Here is a 16396-nt window from a genome sequence, read left to right on the forward strand (position 1 = left end):
AGTATGAAAAAGATAGTATATATATATGCATTGTTGAGCTGTGGCATGATGGCTTGTAGCAAAGATTATTTGGAACGTTTGCCTGAATCGTCAGTTACTCCTGAGGCTTCCTTTAAAACAGAAAAGGATTTGGCGTTATTTACAAAGTCATTTTACGATGCCGCACTACCTTCGGCCGAAGGAGTTTATAACGAATCGGTCGATAATATCGTTAAGACAACATTGGATGATGAATTGACCGGAAAAAGACAGGTTCCGATAAGTGGCGGTGGATGGACTTGGGCAAATCTTCGTAATATCAATTACTTTTTGGCGAATTGCTTTAATACAGTTTCAGAAACGACTGCTGCGCCCTATGCTGCCGAGGCGCGCTTTTTTAGGGCATATTTTTATTTCGATAAACTGAAACGTTTTGGAGATGTGCCCTGGTATGACAAGGTCATTGATCAAAATGACGAAGAACAACTTAAGAAGGCGAGGGATCCGAGAACTTTGGTTGTATCAAACATTCTCGCTGATCTGGACTATGCGATTGCCAATCTACCGGCTACCAAAAGTGATGAAAAAGTGACCAAATGGACTGCATTGGCCTTAAAGTCCCGGGTCGCACTTTTTGAAGGAACATTTCGTAAATATCATACAGAATTTAATTTACCCGATGCAAACGGCCTGTTGGAGAAGGCGGCCGATGCAGCCAGCAAGCTTATGGAGGGAGCGCAATACAGCGTATACAATGCCGCGGGAACAGACTCTTATGGTGCATTGTTTTATAGTGTTAATAGTTTGCCACAAGAGGTTATTTTAGCGCGGAAATTCTCGGATGCTTTGCAAATCTGGCACAATGTAAATTATTATACGATTACAGCTTCCTACGGAAAACCCGGATTGGATAAAAATTTGGTGGATTCTTACCTGATGAAAGATGGAACGAGATTTACCGATAAATCAAATTACCAAACAATGACGTTTAAGGAGGAGGTCCTAAATCGCGATCCACGTCTAAGCCAGACGATTCGTACGCCGGGCTATAAGCGTATTGGAGGTGCCGCTGCTGTTGCTCCGAACTTTGGGAATTCAGTGACGGGATATCAATTGATCAAATTTGTGGGAGATGTAAAGTATGATAACTTCAATCGTTCTGAAAATGATATGCCGATTTTTAGGTATGCCGAGGTTTTATTAAATTATGCTGAAGCGAAAGCAGAGTTAGGCACATTGAGCCAGGCCGATTTGGACAAATCAATTAAGTTATTGCGCGATCGTGTAGGCATGCCAAATCTAAATCTGCAGGCGGCTAAATCAAATCCAGATGCATTTTTAGCGAAAGACTATCCGAATGTAGTTGGTGATATGAAGGGGGTACTATTGGAAATAAGAAGAGAACGCCGTATTGAATTGGTGATGGAATCTTTTCGTTGGGATGATATCTTAAGATGGAAAAGCGGCCAGTTGGTCACGAGACAATTTAAAGGGATGTATTTTCCGGGTACAGGCAAGTTTGATTTAGATAATGATGGTAAAGATGACGTTTGGATTTATGAAGGTGACAAGCCGAGTGCCTCGGGAATTCAGCTATTGAAATTGGGCTCGGAAATCTTATTGGAAAATGGGAATAAAGGAAATGTGATTATTAATGCGCATATCAAAAAAGTTTTCGATGAAAAGAAAGACTATTTATATCCAATTCCTGTCCAAGAACGACAATTAAATCCTAATCTTACCCAAAATCCAAACTGGGGAGAATAATACACCTTAAAAAATGCGATCAGTGGTCGAGTGCTTCTCCCGCTGATCGTATTTTTAATATTACGATATGTTTTTTTAACTAGCTGTATTTTAACTATATAGGTTGTGAAAAATGCGTTTAATTTATTTTTCGTACCTTTGTATCGTCAAAAGACAGAATGGCGTGAGTTTATTCCGCTATGGCTTTGTGCCTTTGGCACAGCCTAGGTTGTTCGTTATACTTGTTGAAGTATATTTTGGAGATGCTTTATAAATGGAGCATTTCGTCTTTAAAAGATTAGTTTCTTTTTCATCATTGCTCTTACCGAACCGAGAGTAAAGTATGTTAGTTAATAAGTTGATTGAACTGTACGAGTAAGATTTCGATCAAACGGACTCAACTGTAGGGATATTTTTTATTTGTAAGAAAATAGCGTAGGCGTATGGCCTTAGTGGATCACTTATGCCCTTTTGGTTTATTTATGTTTAAAAAAATTAAAGAATGGATAAAACAAGCAAGGTAAAAGTAAAAGTTGAAGACTTGGTACTTGTTTTCGGAAAGCAAAAGAAACAAGCTCTGCACTTACTGAACGAGGGTTTCTCGAAGAAGGATATTTTAGCGAAAACGGGCTGTACTATTGGGATTAACAAAGCTAATTTTGAAATCTTCGAGGGGGAATTTTTCGTTATAATGGGGCTTTCGGGAAGTGGGAAATCTACCCTGCTCCGTTGTCTGAATCGATTGAACGAACCGACATCAGGAAAGGTTTATATCAATGGTGAGGATATAACAGGGAAAAATAATAAAGATCTTCTTGAAGTCCGTCGAACAGAAATGAGTATGGTCTTTCAAAAGTTTGGTCTGTTGCCACATCATACCGTGTTGAGCAATGCTGCTTTCGGTTTAGAACTACGAGGGGAAGAACGGGACAAACGGGAATCTAAAGCGCAGCAAGCGCTTGATGTCGTCGGGCTCAGTGGATTTGAACAACAGCTACCTTCTCAGTTATCGGGTGGTATGCAACAGCGGGTTGGACTGGCTCGGGCACTTGCAAATGATCCTGAAGTACTACTGATGGATGAGGCATTTTCAGCTCTGGATCCCCTGATTAAAACAGAAATGCAAGATCAGTTACTGGAGTTGCAGGATAATCTACAAAAAACAATCGTATTTATTACCCATGATCTCGATGAAGCGATCAAATTGGGCGATCGTATTGCTATTATGAAAGATGGTGTCATCGAACAGATCGGTACTGCGGAAGATATCTTGACAAATCCAGCAAGTGAGTATGTTAAAGCCTTTGTTGAAAAAGTGGATCGCAAGTCGATCATTTCGGCAGGTTCACTGATGTTTGAGAAACCTACTGTTGTACGTTTCAAAAAAGATGGCCCTGAGGGGGCGCTGCGGAAAATGCGGGCGACAGGAATTGAAATTCTCCCCGTAGTCGATGCGCATGATACTTTCCTTGGTTTTGTTCATATGAGTGAAGTCATTCAATCGGCAAAGCGTAGGGAACCCACCGTAGAATCCATTATACATGCCAACGTTCCAACCGTATCAAAAGAGGTGACCGTTGAAGAAATGTTGCCCCTGATATCGGAGATCCGGTCGCCAATCGCTGTGGTGAATGAACATAATCGTTTGTTGGGGATCGTAACACAGACATCGTTGATTATCGAAGCGACAAAGTATAATGAAGAAGAAATTATTGAATTAAAAGAGAAAGCAAATAATCAGTAGAAATGAATAAAGTAATCGATATAGGACAATACATCGCTGTAGCCGTCAATTGGCTGACAGATCATTTAGAGCCATTTTTTAACCTGATAAAAAATACAGGGAATGCATCCATTATTGGACTGGAATGGGTGTTAACAACGATACCTTTTTTTATTATCATCGCATTATTTACAGCATTAGCCTGGTGGAAATCTGGGAAAGGGGTCGCACTGACGACATTGTTGGGATTAACATTGATCTATCTGATGGGATTTTGGATTGCAACGATGGAGACTTTGGCGCTGGTATTGGTCGCTACCTTGACAGCCTTGGTTATATCAGTTCCTTTGGGTGTGTGGGCCGCGAAGAATAAACTAGCAGCGAAAATCATTCGGCCCTTACTTGATTTAATGCAGACGATGCCTGCCTTTGTTTACTTGATTCCAGCGGTGTTATTTTTTAGTATCGGTAAAGTCCCGGGAGCTTTTGCGACCATTATTTTCGCTATGCCACCTGCCGTCCGTTTGACGACTTTAGGGATTGATGCGGTTCCAAAAGATATCGTTGAAGCTGCACGTTCATTTGGCGCGACCAATAGTCAGATCTTATTTAAAGTAGAACTGCCCTTGGCTACAAAAACAATCTTAGCAGGGATCAATCAGACCATATTACTGTCTTTATCGATGGTTGTTATTGCCGGAATGATTGCTGCTGGTGGCTTGGGAGAAAAAGTGCTTGAGGGTATTAATAACTTGGATATTGGTCTTGGTTTTGAAAGTGGTTTGTCCGTTGTGATTCTCGCTATTATTTTGGATCGAATCACGCAGGGCTTTGTAAAAAAGAAAGCATAGTATGAGGAAAATAAAAAGTATGGTATTGTGTCTGATGGTGTTGTTGCTTGCGTCATGCAGCACAGGTCGGAATAAAAATATTATTCATATCGGTATGGTCGATGGCTGGGCCGAAGGGGTCGCAATGACAGAGGTCGCAAAAGTTATTATGGAAGAAAAGGGATATCATGTTGTTGTCCAGCGGGCTACGCCAGATATGATCTTAGCCTCCATGAACAATGGCGATACAGATCTATATATGGATGTCTGGCTGCCATTGACCCATGGAAGTAAAGTGGCTAAATTCCCCAATATTGAAGAGCTTGGAACGAGTTATAACCATGCGCGAAATGGACTTGTTGTACCGGATTACGTAACAATTGATGGAATTGAAGAGTTGAAAAAACATGAAAAAGAGTTTGATAAACGGATCATTGGAATAGAAAAAGGGGCTGGAATAACACGTGCCGTGGATCAGGTGATCAAAGATTATAGCCTCGATTATAAGCATGTGAACTCATCTACCGTAGCTATGATCACGGAATTGCAAAATGCAATCAAAGCAAAACGTTGGATTGTGGTAGCTGGCTGGCAGCCGCATTGGATGTTTGCTAAAATGAAATTGAAGTTTTTGGATGACCCCAAAAAGACATTGGGTGATGCCGAGCAAATTAAAATTTTTGCACGGGGAAACTTTAACATTGAGCAGCCTGAGCTAGCCCGATTTTTCTCCAAAGTCTACTTCGATGAATCAACAATGGCTGATTTGTTGTCAAAAATGCAGGGAAGCCAGGACAAAGCATTTACGGCAAAAGAATGGGTCAAGAAACATAACGATCTCGTAAAGGGCTGGTTATTGTAAACTGAGGTGATAAATAGTTATGCTCCCCCAGTACGCTACCCGGCATAGCATAAGGAGGGCATTGTCATTACGACAATGCCCTTAAAAATTTACGGGCCAGTTGAATTTGTTGTTGTTGTATGCTGGATAAAGGATATCTGCTATCATCAATCCATGTGTCGAGCCCCTTTGGAAATTCCCAGGCGAAATCTAAGACTTTCGCTTTTTCTGCGGCTAAAATAATGTCATGTTTCGTTGCATTTGGATTGGCAATCTTGATGTTATTATAAATGCTATCCTGGATGAGTGGAAAGTTGTCTGCCATATCCTGATTTCTATTTGTATCCATAGTGAATTATTTTTCAAATAATTAAGAATGATTCTAAATAATTTTATACTTTAGTCAAAGATAGCAGGCATTCTATTGTTATGGGGTCTGCATAAAGGAGTAAAATGTCCGTCGAAGGGAATATTTCTGTTAAGGTATATTGCCTAATGTGCGTAAGACTATTTGAATCCTAAAAGGAATTAAAAATGGCACTAAGATTATATGATATTGATTCACCCAATTTATTATTGGAGCGGACTTACCCAAGTACCTACTTTTCTGTCGACACTGGAATTTATGAATCTGTAACACATTTAGATACTACATTTGGAAAAGGTTTTTATAAGGAGGTTTTCTTCGATGGTATTCATATTGGTTACGGTCATGCACAGTTATTTAAACGGATGCGGTTTCGTTTTGAAAGTGATTTTGAAACAGTTGAAATGCACTTTGCCTTAAAAGGCAATAGTCAGGCGAGTGGCGAAATGATGCCCTTAGGTGTAAATTTTGAGACATACCAGCATAATATTATTTACGGAAATTCAATGTGTGGTCAAATGGAGTGGGGGAATCAGGAGTTTCAGTTATGTGAAATAAACTTATCGCCCGAATTTTTTAAAAGATTCCTGCCCGAAGATTCTAAATTCTTTGCAGATTTTCGGAATGCTATTGACCGTGGTAAATCGGGATTGCTGACCAATATGCATAGACGGATTACCCACGATATGTATGAAATTATCGACGATGTAATCAATTGTCAACGAAAGGGAATTTTTAAGAAAATTTTCCTGGAAGCAAAGATTATGGAGCTCTTGCTTCTTCAATTGGAACAGTTTCAGGAAGAGGATTTTGTAGCAGTTTCGTTAAAAAAAGCCGATATCGATAAGATATATGCCGTTCGTGAGTTTCTACTAAAAAATATGGATACCAATAGTACACTAGTCAATCTCGCGCATTTGGTGGGTACCAATGAATTCACATTGAAAAAAGGTTTTAAGGAGCTATTTGGTACGACTGTTTTTGGTTTTTGGCATGACGCAAAAATGGAACATGCCAAGAAACTGATCTTAGATGAAGATCGAACAATCGGTGAAGTTTCTGATTTGGTTGGTTACAAAAATCAACGCCATTTTTCGGATGCCTTTAAACGTAAATTTGGAATCCCACCGAGTAAGCTAAAAAATACCTTGTAATGTGGAATAGTTTTTTTTACACTTTACGGACCTTTTATTCCTTCTTACGGAAGTTTTAATAGCGCATGAATCGGGTTTGATAAAAGTCGAATAATTACCTTTGTTTAGAAAGATTCTTAATAATGGTCTTTTGATCAAATATGTACGTAATTAGAAAATCATGGGAAAAACTGAAATGAAAGTAATACAGCTCGCCCTGACTGTAAGTAGAAAAGAATACCTGACGCCACATTATATTCGTGTTTATTTGACTGGTGATGGTGTAGATCAAATCGCTAATACGACCGTCGGAGTCAATAACAAGATCTTGATTCCGCCAAAGCATGTAGATCGCATTTATTTTCCAGAATTTGATTATGAACGAGGGCAGTGGAAGCCGATGGATGAGGCGATTAGGCCAACAGTTCGAACTTATACACATCGCGGTATCAACCTTGATAGAAATGAAGTATGGATTGATTTCGTTGCCCATGGTGATGAGGGGCCAGCTTCAGCTTGGGCTATGGCTGCAAAACCTGGCGACGTGCTTGGGATTCTGATGAAAGCAGGTAAGACGTCTCTATATGAAGTTGCAGCTAACTATCTCCTTGTTGGGGATGCAACTGCAATTCCTGTTCTGGGGGCAATCTTAGAAGATTTGCCACCTTTGGCAAAGGGAATCTGTATGATTGAAGTACATGGTAGCGAAGATATACAGCAATTGAAGACTAAGGCTGCTATTGATTTTATTTGGTTACATAATGATACGCCACAGGAAGGTAGCCTTTTGGCGGATTTGGTGAAGATCAGATCCTTGCCTGTAGCGGATAAATTTGCCTATGTAGCTGCTGAATTTTCGACAGTTAAGGAGATTCGCAATTATTTGCGTAAGGATCTCGGTTGGGGAAGAGAGGAGCTTTATGCTTATTCGTATTGGAAAGCTGGAGTTGCTGAAGATAAATCTGCTACAGATCGCCGTAGTGAGAGTGAAGAAATCCAGGCCTAACGTTTACGATAGGTTATGGAGAAACAGAAACAACTGATCTTAAACGGTAAGTTAAGTAGGGTGATGTGGCAGATGTCGTGGCCTGCCGTGATTGCAATGGTCCTGTATGGTCTGAACAATTTTCTGGATGGTATTTTTGTTGGTCATCTGATTAACAATACAGCGTTGGCAGCTGTCGGTGTAACCTATCCTTTAGCCCAATTTGCACAAGGTTTTGGTACCCTGATCGGAACAGGTATGGGGGCAGCAATTAGTATTTGGATAGGTGGGGATCAACAGGAGAAATTACATAGGTCATTTGGTACGGTGCATTTTTTGGCTATTATTTTCTCTCTTATAATTACGCTCCCTTGCTATGCATTTGCCGACAAATTAGTCTACATGATGGGGGGTAGAGGTGATTTATTGGCTCTTGGGGTGGATTACTTTCGAGCAACCATATTGGGTAGTTTTTTCTGGATTTATGGTTTGTCCCTCAACATGATTATTCGTGCAGAGGGTCGTATGAAAACTGCGGCCTGGATGATTGCAATAGGATTGCTTGTTGATGTCCTACTTAAACCGGTTTTTATAGAACACTTTGGTTGGGGTGTTTCAGGAGCAGCTTGGGCAACCAATATATCGATGATCATCTACACATTTTTAGGTGTATGGTATTACGCCGGGGGAAAGGCTTCGTTCAAAACAAAGTTTTGGTCTTTATCTTGGGATTTATCGATTTTAAAAGAAACGCTTTCATTAGGAATGCCCGGCTTTGTCATGATGGTCATGATTGTAATCCAGAATATTGTTGTCTTCAACGCATTGGCCAATTACGGAAATAATATGGATATTACGTTTTTTACGGCGATCAATCGGCTTTATATTTTATTAAATACCCCACTATGGGGGCTTATGCGGGCTTTGCAGCCTGTAACGGGGATGAATTATGGTGCTGGGCAGTATACGAGAAGTATCAATTCGTACCGTTTATTTGCCATTACTGGGCTGCTGATTCTGCTCCCGTTCTGGTTGCTGGTGATGCTGCATCCCGTTGCTGTGATATCGATCATGATCCCAGGAGCGATTTTTTCAATACAGCAGCTAATGGATTTCAGAATTTACATGAGTGTTTTATTGGTTCTTCCATTTATTTTTATGGCGATGGTGTGGTTTCCTTCCATTGATCATGCCAAGCCTGCGACTTTTATTAGTGTATTGCGACAGGTTGTATTTTATATTCCTATCTTAATTATTGCGCCAAAATATTTTGGTGTACACAGCATTTATGTAGCGAGCGCGGCGATAGACTGGATTATTTTCATTATAGTCATCTATGCGGTTCGACGAATCACGCGGAAGCTCAATATGCAAACTGATGTATAAGACATTGCAGCGCGAACGATGTTAATGTTAAGTTAAGCAATCTTTAAGATTGCATTGTTAATATACTACTCATCTTCTAGTAATATAGGTTTCATTTTTTTGGGCAAAATTCAAAATAATGAAACCTATTAAACTACCTCAATTTAGGAAAACAGCTCAGGTGACCTTAGCTATTGCATTGCTGAATGCGGCACATGTCGATAGCGTATGGGCAAACTTTGCGAATGAAACTACCAAGCTCGAAATTGCCGATCAAGCTATTATTAAAGGGATTGTTAAGGATCAGGACGGCAAACCTATTGACGGCGGCACGATCATCAATGAAACCAGCAAACAGAGTACGCGTACAGAGTTTAATGGTAAATTCAATCTGAAAGGTCAGGTTGGCGACCAAATCCGTGTTTCTTCTTTAGGATATAAAACAGCTACAATAACTGCTACAGATGGGGATCTTGTGGTGGTTTTGGAAAAGGATGATTCAAAGTTGGATGAGGTTGTTGTCACGGCAATTGGTATCAAGCAACAAAAGAAGCAAATTGGTTACGCTACCCAAGAAGTCAAATTAGACGTACTTAAAGAGTCTAAAACAATGAACATTGGTACAGCGCTAACGGGACAAGTATCTGGTCTTATCGTTAATAATCCAACGGGGATTTTTCAGGCACCATCTTTTCAATTGCGTGGTAAGAGCCCACTTATTGTCGTAGATGGTATTCCTGTAGAATCTGATTTTTACGACATGTCCAGTCAAAACATAGAAAATATCAATGTGCTGAAAGGAACAGCTGCTTCATCTTTATATGGATCGCGCGGTAAAAATGGCGCGATCTTAATTACAACCAAAAGTGCAAAAAGTGATAGGCTGGAGTTTTCGGTTGGAACCAGTAATATGTTTTCTGCTGGATTTACAGTTTTTCCTGAGTCGCAAAAGGAGTTCGGAAGTGGATCCAACGGTAAATATGAGTTTTGGGATGGTGCTGATGGGGGGATTTCAGATGGAGATATGACATGGGGACCCAAATTGAACTCCGGAATAAAGGTGGCACAATGGAACAGTCCGATTCGTGATAAGCAAACTGGTGAAGTGATTCCTTGGTGGGGCGATGTGAGTGGAACCAAGTATAATGATAAGTCACGTTACGAAAGAGTGCCGATTGATTGGGTCGCACATAACAATTTAGAGGATTTCCTTGGAACTGGACTGATTACCGAGAATAATGCGACATTATCGTATCGTTCGGAAAAGGTAAGCATATTTGGAACAGGAAAATATGCCTATCAAAAAGGTCAGGTGCCCAATACAAAGCTTTCTACAGGTGGATTAAATTTGAATACCTCTTACCGTTTTACTCCTGAGGTACAATTAGATCTTAACTTATCCTATAACAAAGTGAAATCTCCAAATTATCCAAGGTATGGATATGGACCTAAAAATCATATGTATACGATTCTGTTGTGGATGGGAAATGATGTAAATGGACAGGAATTAAAGGATCACCTCTATATTCCGGGACAGGAAGGCTATCGTCAAGCAAACTATAACTATGCTTGGTACAACAACCCTTATTTTGCAGCTAATGAGCTGAACCAAGTATACGATCAGGATATTTTGGCCGGGCAGACTGCTTTAACTTGGCGTATTTCACCTGAATTTACCATCAAAGGTCGTGCTGCAGCAAGACAAAAAAATCTATTCCAGGACATGCAGAGTCCCAAGTCTTACATGAATTATGGCGATTCACGGAATGGGGATTATAAAAACTGGGATAGCAAGCAGCTCAATTTTGATGCGGACGTCTTAGCAACCTATATTAAGCAGTTGTCTGATAATTTCGGTGTAACCGTTAATGCGGGATCTTCCACTTTCAAAAGAGATTATCGTGAGCTTTATCAAACTACTGATGGTTTAGTTGTACCATTTGTCTACAACTTAGGCAATACCCAAGGTCCAGTTAAGGCAACAAATACAACAACTGAGAAAATAATCCGAAGTGCTTATGCGTCGGTAAACTTAAATGTGTTTAAGTCCACCTATCTGAATTTTTCGGGAAGAAATGACTGGTCTTCCACATTATCAAAAGCAAATCAGTCATTCTTTTATCCATCGGTTTCGCTAAGTAGTGTTATCTCCGATTATTTTAAACTGCCAGCGCAAATTGACTTTGTTAAATTGTACAGTTCCTGGGCATCGGTATCTTCTGATCTGGATCCTTATAGCATTGCTGCGACTTATAAAAAAGATGTTACCTATGGTTCGACGCCATCAGTAACCTATCCTGCAGGTATTATTAATCCTGATATCCTTCCACAGCAGTCCATTTCTTTAGAAATTGGTGCTTCTATGGCTTTCTTTAAAAATAGGCTTTCGGCTGATGTAACGTACTATAATGTTGTTGATAAAAATCAGATTATCGATTTGAGTATTTCCCAAGCATCCGCTTTTACTTCGCGCAAGGTGAATGGAAATAAATACCGTACAAAAGGACTGGAAATTTCTTTGACAGGAAATATAATTAAAAATGAACAATTTTCGTGGACGTCGACTGTAAACTGGTCCCGTGCAATTCAGCGTTTGGAAGAAATTTACAATAACCAAGCGAAATACGGTAATCTTAAAAAAGGCGATCGTGCAGACAGCTATTATGGTACTGTCTGGGAAAAATCGGCTGATGGTAAGGTTATCTTGAATCCGAATACGGGTATGCCGACCAAAAATCCATTTCCACAGTATTTAGGTTACTTTCAACCGGACTGGCAATTTGGTTTTGCAAACCAGTTTAAATTTAAGGGATTTCAGGTAAATCTTGATTTCGACGGATCTATTGGCGGCGTGATGAACTCGACAACCATAGAAAAAATGTGGTGGGGTGGAAAGCATCCTTCTTCGGTCTTATATCGTCAGGAACAATACGATGCAGGGAAACCAGTTTTTGTGCCAGATGGGGTGATCGTAACAGGAGGTGAGCTTACCCGCGACGTGAACGGTAATATTACTTCAGATACCCGAACGTATACAAGTAATACAAAAGCTGTTGATTGGCAGGCTTGGAGTCAAAATTATCCTTATCAGGCCAGAGTTACAGAGTCTGAAAGTAAACTGTTTGCCAATGTATTTGATCGATCATTTGTAAAACTACGTAGACTGTCGGTAGGTTATGATGTCAATAAGGTGTTTAAATTAAAACAGCTTACGGCCTTAAATGCATCACTATTTGGCTATAATTTGGCTATGTGGAAGAAAGTACCTTATATCGATCCTGATTTTGGTGTTGGAAACGATGGAAACTTACAAGATCCTTCCACGCGATATATTGGTTTTTCTCTAGATTTTAAGTTTTAATAAAGTAGTACGATGAAATTATTTAATAAACATATATTTCTTGGATTCTTTTCTCTTTCAATCATGACTTCTTGTCAGAAATTGACGGAAGTAAATGTTAATCCAAATGAAGCGACAACAACCCACCCGCAAGCTTTATTGACGAAGGTAGAATGGGATGCTTTTCGGACCTGGCACGGTACCTCACCACTATATGCCTTGAAAATGATTGTGCAAACAGATGGTGAAAATGCGAATCAAATTTATAATTGGCAAAGGGGAAGCTTTGAGCAATATGGTAATCTTCGCAATATTACCAAGATGACCGAAGAAGCTGAACGTATTGGCGCTGAAAGTTATTTGGCATTAGCAAAATTTTTCCGTGCGTATTATTTTTATAATCTTACTTTAACGTTTGGTGATGTCCCTTATTCAGAAGCAGCAAAGGGTGAAAATTTAGCAATTTTTGCGCCGAAATACGATACACAGAAAGACGTTTTGGTGGGTGTATTGAAGGAGCTCGAGGAAGCAAGTATTATTCTGAAGAAGAACAATAACACCATAAATGGGGATATTATTTATGGTGGAAATAGTGGCAATTGGAACAAGTTAGTCAATTCATTTCGCCTAAAAGTACTATTGACGCTTTCGAAGAAAACGACTGATCTTCCATTTAATGCAGCAACAGAATTTTCAAAAATATTTACCAATGAGTCTAGAATCACTGATGTTGGTGGTGGTGAAGATGGGCAACTCATCTTTTTGAATCAAGAGGGTAATCGCTATCCTGAATTTAACTCTAGCGGTTATGGATCGGGAATGTATATGGATTCCACTTTTATCCAACGATTGCAGGACCTGAAAGATCCGCGGTTATTTGCCGTCGCTACACAAACAAGACTGGGTAAAGAAGCGGGTAAAGCGATTAATGACTTTACGGCTTATGAAGGCGGAGATCCGATTGTTCCTTATGCACAGGTGAATGCAAAAGCTGTATTAGGTAAATTATCGAAAGTCCACGAACGATTTTATCAAGATCCCACAGCTGAGCCATTGGTCTTATTGGGCTGTTCGGAGATGCAGTTTATTTTGGCTGAAGCCATTTTGAAAGGTTGGATAACGGGCGATCTCAATGCAACGTATACCAAAGGAGTACAGGCATCGTTCAAATTTTATGAAAAGTATGCGAAAAATATAGGAACTTATACAAATGAAGCACAAGCTGCCAAATATCTTGAACAAAATTCGGTAAGTCTTGACGGGGCTAGCTCCAATGAGAAAAAGCTCGAACGTATCTTGATGCAGAAATACCTGCGCTCATTTCATCAGGGGGGATACTCGGCTTATTTTGATCATTTGCGCACGGGATATCCGAGTTTCCGTAAATCGGCGAATGTGAAAACAGCCTATCGCTGGATGTATCCTCAAGATGAGTACAATAATAATACGGCGAATGTATCTGATGCGATCAAATCACAATTTGGCGGAAATGACAATATTAATTTACAGACTTGGTGGTTAAAATAATGGATTCAAGGAGGGTATTTTTAAAAAAAGCAGCCATGCTGGCAGGGAGTACAGTCGCCATAAACTGGCTGCCTGAATCAATACAAAAAGCCTTGGCGATTGAAGCTCCAAAAGGATCAACTTTTTTGGATGCCGAACATGTTGTCTTTTTGATGCAGGAAAACAGATCGTTTGACCACTGTTTTGGAACTTTGAAGGGTGTACGTGGCTTTAACGATCCCCGCGCGATGAAATTGCCGAATGGTCTACCTGTATGGATACAAGGAAATAAGGAAGGTGCATATTTTGCACCTTTCCATTTAGATATCGTCAATAGTAAATCGACTTGGATGGGGTCGCTTCCGCATGGTTGGCGTGATATGGTTGCTGCTCGTCATGACGGGAAAATGGATAATTGGTTGGAAGCAAAGAGCTCTGGCAATTCAGAATATAAGGCTATGCCTTTAACAATGGGTTATTATAACCGTGCGGATATTCCTTTTTATTATGCTTTTGCAGATGCATTTACAATTTGTGACCAGCATTTTTGTTCTTCACTGACGGGAACGAGCGCTAATCGATCGTATTTTTGGACTGGTACAGTGCGCGAAGAACCCCGTAATCCCGAATCTGTTGCGCATGTAGACAATGGTCAGATCAACTACAAGGATGTCAAATGGAAAACCTATCCTGAACGACTGCAAAAAGCAGGGGTCTCGTGGAAAGTTTATCAAAATGAACTAAGTTTACCAGTAGGCTTTAAAGGAGAAGAGGAAGATTGGTTGGCCAATTTTACAGATAACAACCTGGAGTTTCACCAACAATATGGTGTAAGATATCATTTGGCACATTATCAGTGGATGAAAGAACGGGTAAAAGAGCTGCATAAATTTTTGGAAACAAATCCAAAAGAAGAATTGCTGCACAAAGCCAAAGCGGAATTGGAGGATTTGAAAAGGGATGTCATTCATTATACGCCCGAGAATTTTGAAAAGCTATCCCAGTTCGAAAAAGATATCCATCACAATGCATTTGTGACTAATCTAGCTGATCCCAACTTTCACAAACTTGATAAATTAAGTTATAAAGAAGGTGGAAAGCGGCAGGAAGTTGAGGTGCCAGCCGGAGATGTTTTTTATCAGTTTAGAAAAGATGTTGAAGATCGCCAATTACCTACAGTGTCGTGGTTAGTGGCACCTTGTCGTTTTTCGGATCATCCGGGCTCACCTTGGTATGGGGCATGGTACGTATCCGAAGTCCTCGATATATTGACCAAAGACCCTGAGGTTTGGAAAAAGACGATTTTCATCTTAACTTATGACGAAAATGATGGATATTTTGATCATATCGCTCCTTTTGTTCCGCCATTGAGCACGAACAAAGATCAGGGTGCCGTGTCAGAAATCGACACTTCGGATGAATATGTTACGCTAGAACAGGAGCGAAAAAGGAGAAATAGTAATAATGTAAGTTTTGAAAGTCCTATTGGTTTGGGCTATCGCGTACCAATGGTGATAGCTTCACCCTGGTCTAAGGGTGGTTGGGTCAATTCCGAAGTTTTTGACCACACCTCCTGTCTTCAATTTTTAGAATATTTTTTGGAGAAGAAAACGGGTAAGGTGATACGGGAAGAAAACATCAGTCAATGGCGAAGAATGGTCTGTGGCGACTTAACAACTTCTTTTCGTCCTGTAGATAACATTTCCAAAACAAGGCTTAATCCGGTAGACAGAGACGGGTATGTTGAACGTATATTCTCCGCCAGGAATAAAAAACTCCCAACAGATTTTGTGAAAATCGACAGCCAAAAACTGGAGGAAATCAAATCGACAGGTCAGTATCATGTAGCTATGCAGATGCAAGAGCAGGGATGGAAGGATGCTTGTGCTTTACCTTATGAATTGCAGCTAAAAGTACAACATACACCAACGATGCTTTCCATCAGCTCAACCTTGGAAAGAAGGCTCAATACAGCTAAAGCGGGAGCGGGCATGCCTTATTATGTTATTTCCTATGTGGCGTATGATGGCCATCCGGCGGGTAAAGTTTGGAATTTTACGGTACGGGAAGGGGATCAATTAGCGTATGAATGGGAACTCGATAAAATTGTAGGAGAGTACATATCATTTGCATTGCATGGCCCTAATGGTTTCTATCGTGCGATTGAAGGCGCAAAGTCACATATTCCAGCTATTGATGTGTATACGAAAGTAGTTGCTGGAAAGCCTATTCTTTGTGTACAATCAGAGTCGCTAAATTGGGATTTACATCTTAAAGACTGTTCCTATGATCTTTTCCATGCGAAGGCAATGCGCAAGGATGATCCTGCTTTGGTTGAAATCGATTGCAGCAAGAGTGAAGGTTGGTATGATATCGAAATAACGTGTTCAGAAGATCATGCGGTCAAATTCTGCTATGCTGGACATATAGAGACTGGTAAATCAAGTAAGACGGATCCGTTGATGGGTAAAGTAAAATTATAACTGAACCAATTAAATACTAGGACGAAAGCGCTGTTTCACGATCGATGAACACAGCGCTTTTGCTTTTGCAAAATAGCGCAAGATTCTTTTCGTGTGGA

General features: G+C 40.2%; 11 protein-coding genes. 10 read left to right on the plus strand and 1 reads right to left on the minus strand.

The window, feature by feature from the left end:
- The first annotated feature begins 3 nt into the window (after positions 1-3).
- From B3600_RS16215 to B3600_RS16230, 4 genes are all read left to right on the plus strand, one after another.
- Positions 4-1746, plus strand: a complete 1743-nt coding sequence (locus B3600_RS16215) for a RagB/SusD family nutrient uptake outer membrane protein (protein ID WP_070567962.1) — start codon at positions 4-6, stop codon at positions 1744-1746.
- Between the two features lie 481 nt (positions 1747-2227).
- On the plus strand, positions 2228-3469 hold the full coding sequence (locus B3600_RS16220; protein ID WP_046675375.1) for a quaternary amine ABC transporter ATP-binding protein: 1242 nt from the start codon (positions 2228-2230) through the stop codon (positions 3467-3469).
- A 2-nt stretch (positions 3470-3471) separates the two neighbouring features.
- Complete coding sequence (locus B3600_RS16225; RefSeq protein ID WP_046675376.1) at positions 3472-4299, plus strand: ABC transporter permease; 828 nt, start codon at positions 3472-3474, stop codon at positions 4297-4299.
- 1 nt (position 4300) lies between these two features.
- Entirely contained in the window at positions 4301-5140 is an 840-nt protein-coding gene (locus B3600_RS16230; protein ID WP_088162284.1) for a glycine betaine ABC transporter substrate-binding protein, read from the plus strand.
- Positions 5141-5207: 67 nt separating this feature from the next.
- Here B3600_RS16230 and B3600_RS16235 read toward each other — a convergent pair whose 3' ends face one another.
- Positions 5208-5468, minus strand: a complete 261-nt coding sequence (locus tag B3600_RS16235; RefSeq protein WP_046675378.1) for a hypothetical protein — start codon at positions 5466-5468, stop codon at positions 5208-5210.
- A 185-nt stretch (positions 5469-5653) separates the two neighbouring features.
- Here B3600_RS16235 and B3600_RS16240 point away from each other — a divergent pair, with 185 nt between their 5' ends.
- The 6 genes from B3600_RS16240 (at position 5654) to B3600_RS16265 (ending at position 16298) form a co-directional block, all read left to right on the plus strand.
- Positions 5654-6640 (plus strand): helix-turn-helix transcriptional regulator, encoded by a 987-nt coding sequence (locus tag B3600_RS16240; RefSeq protein WP_046675379.1) that lies wholly within the window; start codon positions 5654-5656, stop codon positions 6638-6640.
- A gap of 160 nt (positions 6641-6800) precedes the next feature.
- A complete protein-coding gene (locus B3600_RS16245; protein WP_070567954.1) occupies positions 6801-7625 on the plus strand; it encodes a siderophore-interacting protein in 825 nt (274 codons plus the stop codon).
- 15 nt (positions 7626-7640) lie between these two features.
- Complete coding sequence (locus tag B3600_RS16250; protein WP_070567951.1) at positions 7641-8990, plus strand: MATE family efflux transporter; 1350 nt, start codon at positions 7641-7643, stop codon at positions 8988-8990.
- A 118-nt stretch (positions 8991-9108) separates the two neighbouring features.
- Positions 9109-12330: a SusC/RagA family TonB-linked outer membrane protein gene (locus B3600_RS16255; protein WP_286753702.1), complete on the plus strand. Its 3222-nt coding sequence runs from the start codon at positions 9109-9111 to the stop codon at positions 12328-12330.
- 12 nt (positions 12331-12342) lie between these two features.
- Positions 12343-13836: a SusD/RagB family nutrient-binding outer membrane lipoprotein gene (locus B3600_RS16260; protein WP_286753703.1), complete on the plus strand. Its 1494-nt coding sequence runs from the start codon at positions 12343-12345 to the stop codon at positions 13834-13836.
- Entirely contained in the window at positions 13836-16298 is a 2463-nt protein-coding gene (locus B3600_RS16265; RefSeq protein ID WP_286753704.1) for a phosphocholine-specific phospholipase C, read from the plus strand. Before B3600_RS16260 ends, B3600_RS16265 begins: the two co-directional genes overlap by 1 nt.
- Positions 16299-16396: the final 98 nt, after the last annotated feature.

It is taken from the genome of Sphingobacterium sp. UBA2480, from assembly GCF_002341965.1.
Lineage (GTDB): Bacteria > Bacteroidota > Bacteroidia > Sphingobacteriales > Sphingobacteriaceae > Sphingobacterium > Sphingobacterium multivorum.

What these genes read in the sequence shown, in the direction of transcription:
- B3600_RS16260 (WP_286753703.1), top strand. Translation starts at nt 12,343, where the DNA reads ATGAAATTATTTAATAAACATATATTTCTTGGATTCTTTTCTCTTTCA.
- B3600_RS16220 (WP_046675375.1), top strand. Translation starts at nt 2,228, where the DNA reads ATGGATAAAACAAGCAAGGTAAAAGTAAAAGTTGAAGACTTGGTACTT.
- B3600_RS16245 (WP_070567954.1), top strand. Translation starts at nt 6,801, where the DNA reads ATGGGAAAAACTGAAATGAAAGTAATACAGCTCGCCCTGACTGTAAGT.
- B3600_RS16250 (WP_070567951.1), top strand. Translation starts at nt 7,641, where the DNA reads ATGGAGAAACAGAAACAACTGATCTTAAACGGTAAGTTAAGTAGGGTG.
- B3600_RS16215 (WP_070567962.1), top strand. Translation starts at nt 4, where the DNA reads ATGAAAAAGATAGTATATATATATGCATTGTTGAGCTGTGGCATGATG.
- B3600_RS16225 (WP_046675376.1), top strand. Translation starts at nt 3,472, where the DNA reads ATGAATAAAGTAATCGATATAGGACAATACATCGCTGTAGCCGTCAAT.
- B3600_RS16230 (WP_088162284.1), top strand. Translation starts at nt 4,301, where the DNA reads ATGAGGAAAATAAAAAGTATGGTATTGTGTCTGATGGTGTTGTTGCTT.
- B3600_RS16235 (WP_046675378.1), bottom strand. Translation starts at nt 5,468, where the DNA reads ATGGATACAAATAGAAATCAGGATATGGCAGACAACTTTCCACTCATC.
- B3600_RS16265 (WP_286753704.1), top strand. Translation starts at nt 13,836, where the DNA reads ATGGATTCAAGGAGGGTATTTTTAAAAAAAGCAGCCATGCTGGCAGGG.
- B3600_RS16255 (WP_286753702.1), top strand. Translation starts at nt 9,109, where the DNA reads ATGAAACCTATTAAACTACCTCAATTTAGGAAAACAGCTCAGGTGACC.
- B3600_RS16240 (WP_046675379.1), top strand. Translation starts at nt 5,654, where the DNA reads ATGGCACTAAGATTATATGATATTGATTCACCCAATTTATTATTGGAG.